19 protein-coding genes are annotated in these 16,981 nt (G+C 42.5%); 16 read left to right on the top strand and 3 right to left on the bottom strand.

The features are described from left to right. The first annotated feature begins 4 nt into the window (after positions 1-4). Positions 5-1,015 carry an ABC transporter substrate-binding protein gene (locus tag O3650_RS06855; protein WP_261083423.1) on the top strand — a complete coding sequence of 337 codons (1,011 nt, stop codon included), beginning with the start codon at positions 5-7 and terminating at the stop codon, positions 1,013-1,015. After that, positions 996-1,688, top strand: a complete 693-nt coding sequence (locus O3650_RS06860) for an alpha/beta hydrolase-fold protein (RefSeq protein WP_203176400.1) — start codon at positions 996-998, stop codon at positions 1,686-1,688. Before O3650_RS06855 ends, O3650_RS06860 begins: the two co-directional genes overlap by 20 nt. 43 nt (positions 1,689-1,731) lie before the next feature. Here O3650_RS06860 and O3650_RS06865 read toward each other — a convergent pair whose 3' ends face one another. Next, entirely contained in the window at positions 1,732-2,481 is a 750-nt protein-coding gene (locus O3650_RS06865) for a 1-acyl-sn-glycerol-3-phosphate acyltransferase (RefSeq protein ID WP_203176402.1), read from the bottom strand. Between the two features lie 132 nt (positions 2,482-2,613). Between O3650_RS06865 and O3650_RS06870 the strand changes: the two genes are divergently transcribed. From O3650_RS06870 to O3650_RS06895, 6 genes are all read left to right on the top strand, one after another. Continuing rightward, the gene (locus O3650_RS06870) at positions 2,614-4,950 is read left to right on the top strand and encodes a cation-translocating P-type ATPase (RefSeq protein WP_203176422.1); all 2,337 of its coding nucleotides are present in this window, start codon (positions 2,614-2,616) and stop codon (positions 4,948-4,950) included. A gap of 101 nt (positions 4,951-5,051) precedes the next feature. Then, entirely contained in the window at positions 5,052-5,729 is a 678-nt protein-coding gene (locus tag O3650_RS06875; RefSeq protein ID WP_203176404.1) for a tRNA (adenine(22)-N(1))-methyltransferase TrmK, read from the top strand. Continuing rightward, a complete protein-coding gene (locus tag O3650_RS06880) occupies positions 5,716-6,513 on the top strand; it encodes a Nif3-like dinuclear metal center hexameric protein (RefSeq protein WP_203176406.1) in 798 nt (265 codons plus the stop codon). Before O3650_RS06875 ends, O3650_RS06880 begins: the two co-directional genes overlap by 14 nt. 16 nt (positions 6,514-6,529) lie before the next feature. Next, the gene (locus tag O3650_RS06885) at positions 6,530-7,633 is read left to right on the top strand and encodes an FAD-binding oxidoreductase (RefSeq protein ID WP_203176408.1); all 1,104 of its coding nucleotides are present in this window, start codon (positions 6,530-6,532) and stop codon (positions 7,631-7,633) included. A 102-nt stretch (positions 7,634-7,735) separates the two neighbouring features. Beyond that, positions 7,736-8,755, top strand: coding sequence for a UDP-glucose 4-epimerase GalE (gene galE, locus O3650_RS06890; protein ID WP_203176410.1), 1,020 nt, complete (start codon positions 7,736-7,738; stop codon positions 8,753-8,755). 1 nt (position 8,756) lies between these two features. Further along, positions 8,757-9,722: a glycosyltransferase family 2 protein gene (locus O3650_RS06895; protein ID WP_203176412.1), complete on the top strand. Its 966-nt coding sequence runs from the start codon at positions 8,757-8,759 to the stop codon at positions 9,720-9,722. A gap of 50 nt (positions 9,723-9,772) precedes the next feature. Here O3650_RS06895 and O3650_RS06900 read toward each other — a convergent pair whose 3' ends face one another. Beyond that, positions 9,773-9,979: a ferredoxin gene (locus tag O3650_RS06900; RefSeq protein ID WP_173270218.1), complete on the bottom strand. Its 207-nt coding sequence runs from the start codon at positions 9,977-9,979 to the stop codon at positions 9,773-9,775. Positions 9,980-10,024: 45 nt separating this feature from the next. Here O3650_RS06900 and O3650_RS06905 point away from each other — a divergent pair, with 45 nt between their 5' ends. From O3650_RS06905 to O3650_RS06940, 8 genes are all read left to right on the top strand, one after another. Continuing rightward, a complete protein-coding gene (locus O3650_RS06905; protein ID WP_143952369.1) occupies positions 10,025-10,495 on the top strand; it encodes an SAG1386/EF1546 family surface-associated protein in 471 nt (156 codons plus the stop codon). An 8-nt stretch (positions 10,496-10,503) separates the two neighbouring features. Then, entirely contained in the window at positions 10,504-11,175 is a 672-nt protein-coding gene (gene cmk / locus O3650_RS06910) for a (d)CMP kinase (RefSeq protein ID WP_153193213.1), read from the top strand. Positions 11,176-11,304: 129 nt separating this feature from the next. Then, on the top strand, positions 11,305-11,643 hold the full coding sequence (locus O3650_RS06915; RefSeq protein WP_001061596.1) for a zinc ribbon domain-containing protein YjdM: 339 nt from the start codon (positions 11,305-11,307) through the stop codon (positions 11,641-11,643). Positions 11,644-11,645: 2 nt separating this feature from the next. After that, positions 11,646-12,275 (top strand): Pr6Pr family membrane protein, encoded by a 630-nt coding sequence (locus O3650_RS06920; RefSeq protein WP_203176414.1) that lies wholly within the window; start codon positions 11,646-11,648, stop codon positions 12,273-12,275. 232 nt (positions 12,276-12,507) lie between these two features. After that, positions 12,508-13,659 (top strand): MFS transporter, encoded by a 1,152-nt coding sequence (locus O3650_RS06925; RefSeq protein ID WP_261074516.1) that lies wholly within the window; start codon positions 12,508-12,510, stop codon positions 13,657-13,659. A gap of 98 nt (positions 13,660-13,757) precedes the next feature. Next, positions 13,758-14,507, top strand: a complete 750-nt coding sequence (gene truA / locus O3650_RS06930) for a tRNA pseudouridine(38-40) synthase TruA (protein WP_153193219.1) — start codon at positions 13,758-13,760, stop codon at positions 14,505-14,507. Then, entirely contained in the window at positions 14,497-15,270 is a 774-nt protein-coding gene (locus tag O3650_RS06935) for a bifunctional hydroxymethylpyrimidine kinase/phosphomethylpyrimidine kinase (RefSeq protein WP_153193221.1), read from the top strand. Before truA ends, O3650_RS06935 begins: the two co-directional genes overlap by 11 nt. Further along, the gene (locus tag O3650_RS06940; protein ID WP_033682106.1) at positions 15,248-15,709 is read left to right on the top strand and encodes an ECF transporter S component; all 462 of its coding nucleotides are present in this window, start codon (positions 15,248-15,250) and stop codon (positions 15,707-15,709) included. Before O3650_RS06935 ends, O3650_RS06940 begins: the two co-directional genes overlap by 23 nt. Before the next feature lie 37 nt (positions 15,710-15,746). Here O3650_RS06940 and O3650_RS06945 read toward each other — a convergent pair whose 3' ends face one another. Next, positions 15,747-16,829: a Xaa-Pro peptidase family protein gene (locus O3650_RS06945; RefSeq protein ID WP_153193223.1), complete on the bottom strand. Its 1,083-nt coding sequence runs from the start codon at positions 16,827-16,829 to the stop codon at positions 15,747-15,749. Positions 16,830-16,981 lie beyond the last annotated feature (152 nt).

Here is a 16,981-nt window from a genome sequence, read left to right on the forward strand (position 1 = left end):
CAAGATGAAAAAAACACTAAGCATTTTACTCATAACAGTAGCTACCTTAACTTTGGCAGCTTGTGGTAATACTACTACAGAAAAAGCTACGACCCAATCAAGCGCAGAAACAAGTCAAAAGGCAAGCGCAGAGACGACTTATCCGCTAACGGTCAAAACTTATGATGCTAAGGGAAATGAAGTCGAGCAAGTCTTTGACAAGGCACCTGAAAAAGTTATCACCAACAATCTTTCAACCACTGAAATCTTATTGGAGTTAGGCTTGAAGGATAAAATTGTTGGCATGCTCAATCCAGACAATGCTGTGACGGACAAATACAAGGACGCGATTGCATCTATTCCTCAAATTGGGGATAAAAAAACAGTCTCACAAGAGACAGTCCTTTCTTATGAGCCAGACGCTGTGATGGGTCGAAACATGATGTTTTCTGAAAAATCCTTGGGGACAGTTAGCACTTGGAATGAAAACAAAATCCCAGTTTATACGCAAAAAGCCTCTCTTTCAACAATTCAGCAAGATTTGGGAAATATTGTAGAAGACGTTAAAAATCTTGGAATGATTTTTAATGTTCAGGATAAGGCTAATGAATACGCAGCCCAATTACAAACTAAAATTGACGCTGTTAAGAAAGCAAATCCAGCAAGCCAAGGTGAAAAGAAAAAGGCTTTGATTATGGTTGCTTATAATGATCAAACCTTCGGTGCCTACAAGTCTGCTTTGCAAGAAAGTTTGCTGAATCAACTTGGTTATACAAACGTTGCTACGGGGACATCAGGTTTGACCTTGGAAAATCTCGTGTCAATGGATCCTGAATTGATTATCTATGTAACCAGCGATCGCAATAAAAAATTGGATGAAAAAGCAGTAGAGTTGATGAAGGCAAATGCTGTTTTGGAAAGCGTTCCTGCTATTAAGAATCAAAAAATCATGACCATCTCTTACGATGAATTGATGGACTATGGTCCAGCAGTGATTGATTCCCTTGAGAAAATCAATGACTTTATCAATAAATAATGAGTTTGATTGGGAAGGAATTCAAGTCAAAATCAGCCTTCCCTCTAACTACGACCCCAATCAAACCTATCCGGCAATTTTATTGAATGATGGAAACTTGGACTTCCTATCGTCCCTTTCCGAATCTGTGATTTTAGTGGGCTTGATCTCTAAAAATCGCCTAGATGACTACACGCCCTGGAAGGCAGCTGCTCTGAGAGATGGAGCTCCAGATTTTGGAGGTCAGGCCAAGGTCTATCATAATCATTTATTTGGAGGTCTTTTAGACAAGTTGCACTCGCTTTATCGCCTGGACGAAGCACGCCTTGCCTACGGAGGTTATTCACTAGGCGGTTTGGCGGCAGTCTACAGTCTTTTCAGCTTTGACAAGGTTTCCTGTGTCTTTTCGATTTGCGGTTCCTTTTGGTATCCTGATTTTGTGACTTACTGCAAGGAAGAAAATGTGAAAAATCTAGACTGTTTGCTGTATTTACAGAATGGTCAAACAGAAGGAGCGCACCATGCTAATCGCTTGGCTCAAGCACCAGCCTATGCTGAGCAGATCCATACCAGTCTTCAGAAACGCTATCCGAACGGTCAATTTGTCTTTGATCCTTATGGACACCATGAACAAGTAGCTGAACGATTCCTAGCTTTTTCCAGCTGGTTGGCCCAAAAATGGAAAATCGAATAAAAGATTTATCCCTTGGCTTTTGCCAAGGGATTGTTGTATTTATTTAAGCAAGTTTTTCTCTTTTCTTATCTGGATTCCATATGAAGCTCGCGATAAAGCTAAAGATGATAGTTAGGATAGCGAGGATAATGGCAAGGATGAGGGCAGGTATGCGGATAAACCACCAGAGTGGGTTTGGTTTTTTATCATTATGCCATTGTTTCGTTTCTTGGTCCAAACGTTGGAATTCTGCTTGAATGCGATTGGCGACTGTTTCAATGCCTTCATCATTCATTTTCTTGATATCTGAGATATCGATTGGATTTCCAAAGTTCATATCGACACGTTCACGGCTAACCAAGCCTTTCAAGGTCATAGGACCTGTATAGGTAACCGGCATGATACGGACCTTGGCCATTTTGGCAATCAGAGCTACGCCCCCCTTGACATCGTTTGAGTGACGGCTCCCACTTGGAAACATGATGAGAGAGCGATTACTTTTTTTAAGAACATTGATAGGGTATTTGATGGCTGAGGCGCTAGGATTTTCACGATCGATGGGAAAGGCGCCACACATACGAATCCACCAGCCAAAGATACGGTTGGTAAAGAGTTCTTTTTTGGCCATAAAGATAAACTGTTTTGGCTTGGTCGCAAAAGCCATGTAAACAGGATCCCACCAGGTACGGTGAGGCGCCACCAGGATATAATTTTCATCTTGATTAGGAATTTTATCAGTATTATGATAGTGGGCATTGCCATTGATGGACCATAGGAGCAATACAACCAATCCACGTAAATAAGTATAAAACATACGATCTCCTTCGATTGTTTTCTTGTTATTATTATACCTTATCAAAGGAGGGCTGGCAAACTTTTCCCTTGACTAGGTGCATATTTGGGATGAGATTAGAATTCTTTTAGAAAAAATGATATGATAGAATTCATGGATAAAAATAAGATTATGGGATTAACCCAAAGAGAAGTCAAGGAAAGACAGGCTAAGGGCTTGGTCAATGATTTTACCGCATCGGCCAGTACTAGCACTTGGCAAATCGTTAAACGAAATGTCTTTACCCTTTTTAACGCTTTGAACTTTGCCATTGCTTTGGCGTTAGCCTTTGTGCAGGCTTGGAGCAATCTGGTCTTCTTTGCCGTTATCTGCTTTAACGCTTTTTCTGGAATTGTGACCGAGCTACGGGCCAAACACATGGTGGACAAGCTCAATCTCATGACCAAAGAAAAGGTCAAGACTATTCGTGATGGTCAGGAAGTTGCTCTTAATCCTGAAGAATTGGTGTTAGGAGATGTCATTCGTCTGTCTGCTGGAGAGCAGATTCCCAGTGATGCCTTGGTTTTGGAAGGCTTTGCGGAAGTCAATGAAGCCATGTTAACGGGGGAAAGTGATTTGGTGCAGAAGGAAGTGGATGCCTTGCTTTTGTCAGGAAGTTTCTTGGCTAGTGGGGCAGTTTTGGCTCAAGTTCACCATGTTGGATCTGATAACTATGCTGCCAAACTCATGCTGGAAGCCAAGACCGTTAAACCAATCAACTCCCGTATCATGAAATCGCTGGACAAGTTAGCAGGTTTTACTGGGAAGATTATCATTCCTTTTGGTCTGGCTCTCTTGCTAGAAGCTTTGATTTTAAAAGGCTTGCCTCTTAAGTCATCCGTTGTAAACTCGTCGACAGCCCTACTGGGAATGTTGCCTAAGGGAATCGCCCTTTTGACCATTACTTCGCTCTTGACTGCAGTTATCAAGCTAGGTTTGAAAAAGGTTTTGGTGCAGGAGATGTACTCTGTTGAGACCTTGGCGCGCGTGGATATGCTCTGTTTGGACAAGACGGGTACCATCACCCAAGGAAAGATGCAGGTGGAAGCTGTTTTTCCGCTGACGGCAACTTATGGTGAAGAGGCTATTGCCAGCATTTTGGCCAGCTACATAGCTCACAGTGAGGATAAAAATCCAACAGCTCAAGCTATTCGTCAGCGTTTCCAAGGTCAGGTAGTCTATCCTATGATCTCTAATATGCCTTTCTCAAGCGATCGCAAGTGGGGAGCCATGGAGTTAGAAGGTTTGGGAACAGTTTTCTTAGGGGCGCCTGAGATGTTGCTGGATTCTGAGGTCCCAGAAGCCAGAAAGGCCTTGGAGAGAGGTTCACGTGTCTTAGTCTTAGCTCTCAGTCAGGAGAAATTAGACCATCACAAACCACAAAAACCATCTGATATTCAGGCTCTAGCCTTGCTGGAAATCTTGGACCCCATTCGAGAGGGAGCAGCAGAGACGCTGGACTATCTCCGTTCTCAGGAAGTGGGGCTCAAGATTATCTCTGGTGACAATCCAGTTACGGTATCCAGCATTGCCCAGAAGGCTGGTTTTGCGGACTACCACAGTTATGTAGATTGCTCGAAAATGACGGATGAGGAATTGGTTGCTATGGCTGAGGAGACAGCTATTTTCGGACGTGTTTCCCCTCATCAAAAGAAACTCATCATCCAAACGCTGAAAAAAGCGGGTCATACAACAGCTATGACGGGAGACGGAGTCAATGATATTCTGGCCCTTCGTGAGGCGGATTGTTCTATTGTGATGGCTGAGGGAGATCCTGCGACTCGTCAGATTGCCAATCTGGTTCTCTTGAACTCTGACTTTAATGATGTTCCTGAGATTCTCTTTGAAGGTCGTCGTGTGGTCAATAACATTGCCCACATTGCACCGATTTTCTTGATAAAGACCATCTATTCCTTCTTGCTCGCAGTCATCTGTATTGCCAGTGCTCTTCTGGGACGGTCTGAATGGATTTTAATTTTCCCCTTCATTCCAATCCAGATTACCATGATTGACCAGTTCGTGGAAGGTTTCCCACCATTCGTTCTAACTTTTGAGCGAAATATCAAACCTGTTGAGCCAAATTTCCTCAGAAGATCCATGCTTCGTGCTCTACCAAGTGCTCTCATGGTTGTGTTCAGCGTTCTTTTTGTGAAACTATTTGGAAGTAGCCAAGGTTGGTCTGAGTTAGAAATCTCAACTTTACTCTATTATCTCTTGGGGTCAATTGGTTTCTTATCCGTATTTAGAGCCTGCATGCCATTTACCCTCTGGCGTGTCCTCTTGATTGTTTGGTCAGTAGGAGGCTTCCTAGCCACAGCTCTCTTCCCAAGAATCCAAAAACTGCTTGAAATTTCGACCTTAACAGGACAAACATTACCTGTTTATGGTGTCATGATGTTGGTCTTTACCGTGATTTTCATCCTGACTAGTCGCTATCAAGCCAGAAAATAAAGAAAGGCTGCAATCTGTGGATTGCGGTCTTTTTAGGTGCAGGAGTGCTGGCTGAAATGTGGTATAATAAGAGGTAATAGAGTTTTGGAAAGAGAGAGAAGATGATTTCAAAGAGATTAGAGTTGGTGGCGTCTTTTGTGCCGCAGGGAGCCATTTTACTAGATGTGGGGAGTGACCATGCTTATTTGCCTATCGAGTTAGTCGAAAGAGGAAAAATCGAAAGCGCCATTGCAGGTGAAGTTGTGGAGGGACCTTATCAGTCTGCTGTCAAAAATGTTGAGGCCCACGGCCTAAAGGAGAAAATCCATGTTCGTTTAGCCAATGGCTTGGCAGCTTTTGAAGAGGCAGACCAAGTGTCTGTCATTACCATTGCTGGTATGGGTGGTCGTTTGATTGCTAGGATTTTAGAAGAAGGCTTGGACAAGTTAGCTAATGTAGAACGATTGATCCTCCAACCCAATAATCGTGAAGACGATTTGCGTATCTGGTTACAAGAGAACGGATTTCAGATTGTAGCTGAAAGCATCTTAGAAGAAGCTGGCAAGTTTTACGAGATTTTGGTGGTGGAAGCAGGACAAATGAAGTTATCAGCCAGTGATGTTCGCTTTGGTCCTTTTTTGTCCAAAGAAGTCAGCCCAGTCTTTGTCCAAAAATGGCAAAAAGAAGCTGTTAAGCTAGAGTTTGCCCTCGGAAAAATCCCAGAAAAAAATCTGGAGGAACGTCAAGTTCTAGTGGATAAAATTCAAGCCATCAAGGAGGTTCTCCATGCTAGCAAGTGAAGTAATTAACGCATATGAAGCTTTTTGCCCTCAGGAATTTTCAATGGAGGGAGACAGTCGTGGCCTGCAAATTGGAACTTTGGACAAGGATATCCAAAGGGTTATGGTGGCTCTGGATATTCGTGAAGAAACGGTGGCTGAAGCCATTGAAAAGGGTGTGGACTTGATTATTGTCAAGCACGCGCCGATTTTCCGTCCCATCAAGGATTTGATATCCAGCCGTCCACAAAATCAGATTTACATTGATCTCATCAAGCATGACATCGCAGTTTATGTAAGCCATACCAATATTGACATCGTTGAAAATGGCCTTAATGACTGGTTCTGCCAGATGCTAGGTATCGAGGAAACGACTTATCTGCAGGAGACAGGATCTGAACGTGGGATTGGACGTATTGGAAATATTCGGCCTCAGACATTTGGGGAACTAGCCCAACATGTCAAGCAAGTCTTTGGTTTAGATAGCCTTCGATTGGTGCATTATCAAGAGAATGATTTGCAGAAGCCTATTTCAAGAGTGGCCATCTGTGGTGGGAGCGGGCAGTCTTTCTATAAGGATGCTTTAGCTAAGGGAGCGGATGTCTATATCACTGGTGATATTTACTACCATACTGCCCAGGATATGCTGTCTGATGGTTTGTTGGCATTGGACCCAGGTCACTATATCGAAGTGCTTTTTGTGGAAAAAATTGCAGAGCTTCTTACTCAATGGAAAGAGGAAAAAGGCTGGGAACTAGAGATTTTACCTAGTCAAGCATCGACCAATCCTTTCCACCATATCTAGTTAGAAAGTGAAAACAATGAAAAAAGTTGCCATTATTGGAGCAGGAATTGTGGGAGCAACAGCTGCCTACTACCTCTCTAAAGAAAGTGACCTAGAAGTAACCGTCTTTGACCATGGACAAGGTCAGGCTACCAAGGCCGCAGCAGGAATTATCAGTCCTTGGTTTTCCAAACGCCGCAATAAGGCCTGGTACAAAATGGCGCGTTTGGGGGCTGATTTTTATGTGGATTTGTTGGCTGATTTAGAAAAGTCAGGGCAAGGAATCGATTTTTACCAGCGTTCGGGAGTCTTTCTCTTGAAAAAGGACGAATCCAAGCTGGAAGAACTCTATCAACTAGCCCTCCAGCGCAGAGAAGAATCTCCCTTGATAGGGCAATTAGCCATTCTGGACCCAGCATCAGCTAATGAATTATTCCCTGTCTTGCAGGGATTTGATCGCTTGCTCTATGCTTCTGGTGGAGCGAGAGTAGATGGTCAACTCTTAGTGACTCGTTTGCTGGAAGCCAGTCATGTCAAGCTGGTCAAAGAAAAAGTGACTCTGACACCTTTAGCATCAGGTTACCAGATTGACGAAGAGGTGTTTGATCAGGTTATTTTGGCGACGGGAGCTTGGTTGGGGGATATGTTAGAACCCTTGGGTTATGCTGTGGATGTTCGTCTCCAAAAGGGGCAACTCCGAGATTATAGGCTTGCCCAAGACATGGAAGCTTACCCTGTTGTTATGCCCGAAGGGGAGTGGGATTTGATTCCTTTTGCAGGTGGGAAATTGTCCTTAGGTGCTACTCATGAAAATGACATGGGGTTTGATTTGACGGTAGATGAAACCTTACTCCAACAAATGGAGGAAGCAGCCTTGCCCCATTATCCAGTTTTATCTAAAGCGACTTCAAGGACTGAGCGTGTGGGAATCCGTGCCTATACCAGTGATTTCTCACCTTTCTTTGGGCAAGTACCTGGCTTAGCAGGTGTCTATGCTGCTAGTGGACTAGGTTCATCAGGCCTCACAACGGGTCCTATCATTGGTTACCACCTAGCCCAACTGGTTCAAGGTAAGGAATTGACCTTGGATCCTCTAAACTATCCAATTGAAAACTATGTCAAACGAGTAAAAAGCGAATAAGAATTTTACTGAAATTTTATCCTACCCCCTAGGATGGCAAATGACATTCCCTATCAAAAATGGTAAAATAAGAAAAAATAATCCGAGAATCGAGGAAAGAAGATGCAAGAAAAGATTTTGGTAACGGGTGGGGCAGGTTTTATCGGGACCCACACTGTTATTGAGTTAATCCAAGCAGGTCATCAGGTTGTTGTGGTGGATAACCTTGTGAATAGTAACAGAAAAAGTTTAGAAGTTGTTGAGAGAATTACAGGAGTTGAAGTGCCTTTCTATGAGGCAGATATCCGTGATACAGATACTCTTCGTGACATTTTCAAACAAGAAGAACCAACAGGGGTCATTCACTTTGCTGGCTTGAAGGCTGTTGGTGAATCTACCCGTATCCCTCTTGCCTATTATGATAACAATATCGCAGGAACTGTCAGTCTTCTAAAAGCCATGGAAGAAAACAACTGTAAAAACATCATTTTCAGTTCTTCTGCGACAGTTTACGGAGATCCTCATACAGTGCCAATCTTGGAAGATTTCCCACTTTCAGTGACCAACCCATACGGTCGTACCAAGCTTATGCTTGAGGAAATTTTAACCGATATCTACAAGGCAGACCCAGAATGGAATGTGGTCTTGCTTCGTTACTTTAACCCAATCGGAGCTCATGAAAGTGGAGACCTAGGAGAAAATCCAAACGGTATTCCAAACAACCTCTTGCCATATGTGACGCAAGTAGCCGTTGGAAAATTAGAACAGGTGCAAGTGTTTGGAGACGATTACGATACGGAAGATGGAACAGGTGTTCGTGACTATATCCACGTTGTTGACTTGGCTAAAGGTCATGTTGCAGCTCTGAAAAAAATCCAAAAAGGCTCAGGTCTAAACATTTATAACCTTGGTACAGGTAAAGGCTACTCAGTTCTTGAAATTATCCAAAACATGGAAAAAGCAGTGGGACGTCCTATTCCTTACCGCATCGTAGAACGTCGCCCAGGTGATATCGCTGCCTGCTACTCAGACCCAGCAAAAGCTAAAGCAGAACTCGGCTGGGAAGCAGAATTAGGCATCACCCAAATGTGTGAAGACGCATGGCGTTGGCAAAGCAAGCATCCAAATGGATTCGAAGACTAAGATGGTGATATCAATCATTGTCCCCTGTTTAAACGAAGAGGAAGTACTTCCTCTTTTTTATCAGGCTTTGGAAGCTTTACTTCCAGATTTGGAAACAGAAATCGAGTATGTCTTTGTCGACGATGGATCAAGTGATGGGACTTTGGAACTTTTAAAGACCTATCGGGAGCAAAATCCGGCAGTGCATTATCTTTCTTTCTCACGAAATTTTGGCAAAGAAGCAGCTCTGTATGCAGGCTTACAATATGCGACAGGAGACCTAGTGGTGGTAATGGATGCAGACCTGCAGGATCCTCCTAGTATGTTGCTTGAGATGAAAGCCTTACTAGACCAAAATGCAGATTTGGACTGCGTAGGAACACGGAGAACCAGTCGGGAGGGAGAACCCTTCTTTCGTAGTTTCTGTGCTGATATCTTTTACCGCCTCATGCAAAAAATCAGTCCAGTAGCCCTGCCGTCAGGTGTTCGTGATTTTCGTATGATGAGAAGGTCTGTAGTCGATGCCATTTTAAGTTTGACCGAGTTCAATCGTTTTTCAAAGGGGCTCTTTGCATGGGTGGGATTCAAAACCTACTATTTGGACTATCCAAATGTCGAAAGGCAGGCTGGTAAGACCAGTTGGAGTTTTAGGCAACTCTTTTTTTACTCCATTGAAGGGATTGTTAATTTTTCAGATTTTCCCTTGATTATCGCCTTTGTGGCTGGTCTCCTATCTTGTTTCATTTCTCTGCTTATGACCTTTTTTGTCGTGGTTCGGACCCTCATTATGGGCAATCCGACATCAGGTTGGACCTCTCTGATGGCTGTTATTCTCTTTCTCGGAGGCATTCAACTCTTGACCATTGGGATTCTCGGCAAGTACATCAGTAAGATTTATCTAGAGACTAAAAAAAGACCACTTTATCTTATCAAAGAAAAAAGCGACCTTCCTGATTTTACAGAAAAAAATAAAGTGAAAAGACTATAATTTTACATGGAAATGTGCTAAACTAGAGGGAGTGGATTATCGCCATTGATTTAGGCTTCCTGGTTTCCAATCAGGGCGCGAGTTGGGCAATTTTTAACAGCCTCTAAGACATCCTGACAAGGAGAAATTTCTTTTTCCAGCTGGTCAGGATCATCGTAAAAACGCACGATTCCATTATCGTGGTAATCAAATAAATCAGAATAAGTTTGGCAAAGCCCACAGGCGATGCATCGTTCAGGTATAAGTGTGATTTTCATATTTATATTGTAATAAGAAAAGTAAAAAAAAACAAGGAGTAAGGTATGGCAAAAGAACCGTGGCAAGAAGATATTTATGAAAATCAAGAAGAAACAAGATCAGAACGTCGTAAGAGAACTCAAGGTAGAGATGTAGTAGCCAATCGTGTCTTGACGATCCTAGCCAGTATTTTCTTTGTAATTGTGGTGGTAATGATTATTGTTCTCATCTATCTATCATCGGGTGGGAGTAATCGCACAGCAGCCTTGAAAGATTTTCACGATTCAGACGCAAATGTAGTACAGATTTCATCTTCTAGTAGTTCCCAGCCTGAACAGAGTTCAGAATCTTCTTCTGAACACTCGGAGGAAGCTACAGATCCAGAAGGGACGACAAAAGTCTTAGCTGGAGAAGGAGAAGCAGCCATTGCAGCTCGCGCTGGGATTTCGATTGCTCAGTTAGAAGCCTTAAATCCTAGTCATATGGCTACAGGATCTTGGTTTGCTAATCCAGGTGATGTTGTTAAAATCAAATAGGAGTTGATATGAAAACAATTCAAATTGCTATTGACGGCCCTGCTTCAAGTGGTAAGAGTACGGTCGCAAAGATTATTGCCAAGGACTTTGGATACACCTACCTAGATACAGGTGCCATGTATCGTGCGGCGACCTATATGGCTCTCAAGAACCAATTAGGAGTGGAAGAGATTGAGGAACTTTTAGCCTTATTGGACCAGCATCCAATCAGTTTTGGACGCTCAGAAACTGGAGAACAGCTTGTCTTTGTAGGAGATGTGGATATTACCCATCCTATCCGTGAAAATGAAGTGACCAATCATGTTTCAGCTATTGCAGCAATTCCTGAAGTACGTGAGAAACTAGTTTCCCTCCAACAAGAAATTGCCCAACAAGGTGGGATTGTCATGGATGGTCGCGATATTGGAACGGTTGTATTGCCACAAGCAGAATTAAAAATTTTCCTAGTAGCTTCAGTCGATGAGAGAGCAGAGCGCCGTTACAAGGAAAATATTGCTAAGGGAATTGAAACAGACCTTGAAACCCTAAAAGAGGAAATTGCTGCGCGTGACTACAAGGATAGTCATCGTGAGACTTCACCTCTCAAACAAGCAGAGGATGCTGTCTACCTTGATACAACTGGCTTGAACATTCAAGAAGTAGTTGAAAAAATCAAAGCAGAAGCTGAAAAAAGAATGTAAATGTAGAAAAGCCGATAGATTGATATCGGTTTTTTCTAAATTTGTCAAAATGCTGATTTTAAGGTATAATAGTTGCTGTTCGAGAAATTTTGATTTTCAAAGAATAGTGAATGTTTATAAGGAGAAATCATGAACAACCTACCAAATTGCCCAAAATGTAACTCAGAGTATGTCTACGAAGACGGTGCCCTACTGGTTTGCCCAGAGTGTGCTTATGAGTGGAATCCTGCTGAAGTTGCAGATGTAGAAGAGGGCCTTGTTGCTATCGATGCCAACGGAAATAAATTGGCTGACGGTGATACAGTCACTCTAATCAAGGACTTGAAAGTAAAAGGTGCGCCAAAAGATTTGAAACAAGGAACGCGCGTTAAAAATATCCGCATCGTAGAAGGCGACCACAATATCGACTGTAAGATTGATGGCTTTGGTGCCATGAAACTCAAATCAGAGTTTGTGAAGAAAATTTAAGCATGTCAAAACACTATAAACTTGTATTTTATAGCCGTATCTTCTTGTTTCTAGCGGCTTTTACGGGAGTTTATCTTGAAATCGCCAAGCATGGTGGATTTGGGATGTTGCTCTATTATACGGTTCTGTCCAACCTCTTAGTAGCGATTTTTACGCTCTATCTCCTAAAGGTTATGAGCCGTTTAGGTGAAAACTGGCAAAGGCCAAATCTCTTGCGCTTAAAAGGTGGGGTCACCATGAGTATCATGATTACATGTGTGATTTACCATTTCCTATTAGCGCCTATTGCGACTAATTTCTATACCCTAGAAAATTTCCTTTGCCACTATATCGTTCCCCTCTGGTTTTTAGCAGATACCCTCTTTTTTGACAAACAGGGTCAATACAAGATTTGGGATCCAGTTGTGTGGACGATTTTACCCTTGCTGTATATGATTTTTGCTCTTTTTAATGGTTTGGTATTGAAACTTGATGTTCCTAATTCTAAGGTCAGTCCCTTCCCTTACTTCTTTTTGAATGTAAACAAGGGTTGGGATGTTGTGTTCAAGTGGTGTCTGATTATCTTTGTTGCCTATATGGTGGCAGGATTTATCTTCTACTTTATCAAGCAAATCAAGAGAAAGTCATCCTAATACTCTTCGAAAATCAAATTCAAACCACGTCAGTTTCGCCTTGCCGTACTCAAGTACAGCCTGCGGCTAGCTTCCTAGTTTGCTCTTTGATTTTCATTGAGTATAAGACACAAGGGATTCATTTTCGAGTTTAAGAAGGAGTCTATACACCAAAGAGGCTTCTTCTTTTCTTACTTGTTTGATAACTATCAAAAGAGACAGAAGATTAAGAGAAAATATAGAAAGAGATTTCATGAAACAATTTTTAGAACGGGCCAGTATTTTGGCTCTCTCCCTCGTTTTGATTACATCCTTTTCCATCTCGAGTGCCCTGCCAGCCATGTTTGACTATTATCAAGGTTATCCTAAGGAACAAATTGAGCTCTTGGCGAGCTTGCCATCTTTTGGGATCATGATTATGTTACTACTAAATGGTTTCTTAGAAAAAATATTTCCTGAGCGATTACAGATTAGTTTGGGATTGTTAATTTTATCACTGAGTGGAACAGCACCCTTTTGGTATCAAGCCTATCCCTTTGTCTTTGGAACACGGATTCTTTTTGGTTTGGGTGTAGGGATGATTAATGCCAAGGCAATTTCTATTATCAGTGAACGCTATCAAGGAAAAACGCGAATTCAGATGTTAGGGCTACGCGGTTCTGCAGAGGTTGTGGGGGCTTCTCTCATCACCTTGGCAGTCGGTCAGTTGTTGGCCTTTGGTTGGACAGCTACTTTCTTAGCTTATAGTGCTGGATTTTTGGTGTTGACCCTTTATTTGCTCTTTGTCCCTTATGGAAAAGAAAAGAAAGAAGTCAAGAAAAAAACGAAGGAAGCAAGTCGCTTAACTCGGGAAATGAAGGGCTTGATTTTTATCCTAGCTATTGAAGCGGCAGTTGTAGTTTGTACCAATACGGCTATTACTATTCGTATTCCAAGTTTGATGGTGGAAAGAGGACTTGGAGATGCCCAGTTATCTAGTTTTGTTCTTAGTGTCATGCAGTTGATCGGGATTGTGGCTGGTGTTAGTTTTTCTTTCCTGATTTCAATATTTAAAGAGAAACTGCTCCTCTGGTCTGGTATTACCTTCGGCTTAGGGCAAATCGTGATTGCCTTGTCACCATCCTTATGGGTAGTTGTAGCAGGGAGTATTCTAGCTGGTTTTGCCTACAGTGTAGCCTTGACGACGGTCTTTCAACTTGTCTCTGAACGAATTCCAGCTAAACTCCTCAATCAAGCAACTTCATTTGCTGTATTAGGTTGTAGCTTCGGAGCCTTTACGACTCCATTCATTCTAGGTGCGATTGGCTTAATGACGCACAATGGGATGTTGGTCTTTGCCATTTTAGGATCTTGGTTGATTGTAACCTCTATCTTTGTCATGTACCTACTTCAAAAGAGAGCTTAGGATTGATTCCTAAGTTTTTCTTTTTGTGAATTTTATACCCATACAGTTGTAAATTTTCTAGCTTGTTACTGTACTATTTTCTTGATAAAATAGAAGTTATGACAAGATACAAAGCAACTATTTCCTATGATGGTTATGCCTTTGCTGGTTTTCAGCGCCAGCCACATGCGCGTAGCGTTCAGGAGGAAATTGAAAAAACCTTGACGAGACTCAATAAAGGGCAAGCCATCACTGTTCACGGTGCTGGTAGAACTGATAGTGGTGTTCATGCATTGGGACAGGTCATTCATTTTGACCTGCCCTATCAAATGGATGAGGAAAAACTTCGCTTTGCCTTGGACACCCAGTCCCCTGAAGATATTGATGTGATTTCGATTGAGCTTGTGGCAGATGATTTTCATTGCCGTTATGCCAAGCATAGCAAGACCTATGAGTTTATTGTGGATAGAGGACGTCCCAAAAATCCTATGCGCCGTCATTATGCCACTCACTTTCCCTACCCACTTGATGTGGAACGGATGCAGATTGCAATCAAAAAGCTAGAGGGAACCCATGATTTTACCGGTTTTACAGCCTCTGGGACTAATGTGGAGGATAAGGTTCGCACCATTACAGAAGCTAGTCTCAGGGTTGATGAGACAGGCCAGTTTTTGACTTTTACCTTTTCAGGAAATGGTTTCTTGTATAAGCAGATTCGCAATATGGTGGGGACACTGCTCAAAATCGGAAATAATCGTATGCCAGTGGAGCAGATTGACCTGATCTTGGAGAGAAAGGACAGGCAACTTGCAGGTCCTACTGCAGCACCAAATGGTTTGTATTTAAAGGAGATTCATTATGAAGAATAATCGTATTTTAGCACTTTCTGGAAATGACATTTTTAGTGGTGGTGGTTTGTCAGCAGATTTGGCAACCTATACATTGAACGGCTTGCATGGTTTTGTAGCAGTGACTTGCTTAACAGCTTTAACAGAAAAGGGCTTTGAAGTCTTTCCAACTGACGATGCCATTTTTCAACATGAATTAGATAGCTTGCGTGATGTGGAGTTTGGGGGGATTAAGATTGGTCTTCTACCAACTGTCAGCGTAGCTGAGAAGGCCTTGGATTTTATCAAACAACGTCCAGAAGTGCCTGTGGTTCTGGATCCTGTCTTGGTCTGCAAGGAAACACACGACGTAGCAGTTAGTGAGCTCTGCCAAGAATTGATTCGCTTTTTCCCTCATGTCAGCGTGATTACGCCTAACCTTCCAGAAGCAGAATTATTAGCTGGCCAGGAAATTAAAACCTTGGAAGACATGAAAACTGCAGCGCAGAAATTGCATGACTTAGGCGCGCCAGCAGTCATTATCAAGGGAGGAAATCGCCTTAGTCAGGACAAGGCTATGGATGTCTTTTATGATGGACAAAACTTTACAGTCCTAGAAAATCCTGTCATCCAAGGACAAAATGCTGGTGCAGGTTGTACCTTTGCTTCCAGCATTGCCAGTCATCTAGTCAAAGGTGATGAACTTTTACCAGCAGTAGAAAGCTCTAAGGCTTTCGTTTACCGTGCCATTGCACAAGCAGATCAGTATGGAGTAAGACAATATGAAGCAAACCAAAACAACTAAAATTGCCCTTGTATCCCTATTAACCGCTCTCTCTGTGGTTCTAGGTTATTTCTTAAAAATTCCAACACCGACAGGCATTCTAACTCTTTTAGATGCGGGTGTCTTCTTTGCGGCCTTCTACTTTGGTAGTCGTGAAGGAGCTGTAGTCGGAGGACTAGCAGGTTTCTTGATTGACCTCTTATCAGGCTATCCTCAGTGGATGTTCTTTAGCTTGGTCAACCATGGCTTGCAGGGATTTTTCGCAGGATTTAAAGGAAAAGCTCAGTGGTTAGGCCTTATCTTGGCAACGATTGCCATGGTAGGGGGTTACGCCTTGGGTTCTACATTGATGAATGGCTGGGCTGCAGCCCTACCAGAAATTCTACCAAATTTCATGCAAAATATGGTGGGGATGATTGTAGGATTTATTCTTAGTCAAAGTATCAAGAAGATAAAGTAAAAAGTTAGCTGTTCGAGCTAACTTTTTTTGTATAATTTTAATCAAAATAAAGCAAATCTTTGCTGGTGCTTGTAAAGAGTTCAAAGCCATCCTTGGTAACAACACCGCAGTCTTCTATGCGGACACCGACCTTACCAGGGATATAGATACCTGGTTCAACAGAGAAGCACATGCCTTCTTCGATGATCATGTCGTTTCCTTCCATGATAGATGGGAATTCGTGAACATCCATACCGATACCATGACCGAGACGATGGTTGAAGTACTCACCGTAACCAGCTTTTTCGATGACCTCACGAGCAGCACGGTCCACTTCATGAGCAGTCACACCCGGCTTGATAAAGTCAAGAGCAGCTTGTTGGGCTTCAAGAGTCAAGCTATAAATGTCTTTCTTGAATTGGTCAGGTTTGCCGACTGCGACTGTACGAGTCATATCTGACGCATAGCCGTTGACTAGAACACCAAGGTCAAAGAGGAGAAGAGCATTATTTTCAACCTTGTTTACTGCTGGAATGCCGTGTGGATTTGCAGCATTATTACCAGTCAAGACCATGGTGTCAAAGCTCATTTCATAGCCTTCACGCTTCATAGCAAAGTCGATTTGGGCGATGATATCTGTCTCAGTCTTATCAAGAGAAATATTATCAAAACCAACCTTAACAGCCTTGTCAGCATAGAGACCTGCAACCATCATTTTTTGCACTTCGTCAGCTGATTTGATGAGGCGCATGCGTTGGATACGAGGTGTGAGGTTTTCAAACTCAGCAGTTTCAAAAACGGTTTTCAAGCCATGGTATTTGGTCAAGATGAGATTGTCAAACTCAACAGCTACACGTTTGAAGTCAAGTTGTGGAAGAGCATGTTTCATTTTTTGCCATGGATTTTCAGAATCCACATAGCCCACAACTGGGAAGGAAACAGTGCTGCTTGCACGCTCAACCTCAAGGGCTGGGACAAAGAGGAGAGGTTCCTGATCCGCTAGGATAAAAAGGAACATTTGGCGTTCATGGGGATCACTGTAAAAGCCAGTGAGGTAATTGATTGTGACGGGATCAGATACGACAGCGACGTCTAGTTTTTCTGATTCAAGATATGTTACGATTTGTTGTAATTTAGACATATGCTACCTTCTTTCTACCCCTCTATTTTGGCAAAAAAAGAGAGAAAATGCAAGGGAGAAGGGTAAAAGAAAAGACAAAAAGAACTCCGAAAAGATGAGTCCACTGAAAAAATAGGTCTCTTACTTTTAATGAAATGAAAACCGAGGAATCT

The organism is Streptococcus sp. 20925_1_24 (assembly GCF_041432335.1).
GTDB lineage: Bacteria > Bacillota > Bacilli > Lactobacillales > Streptococcaceae > Streptococcus > Streptococcus mitis_BM.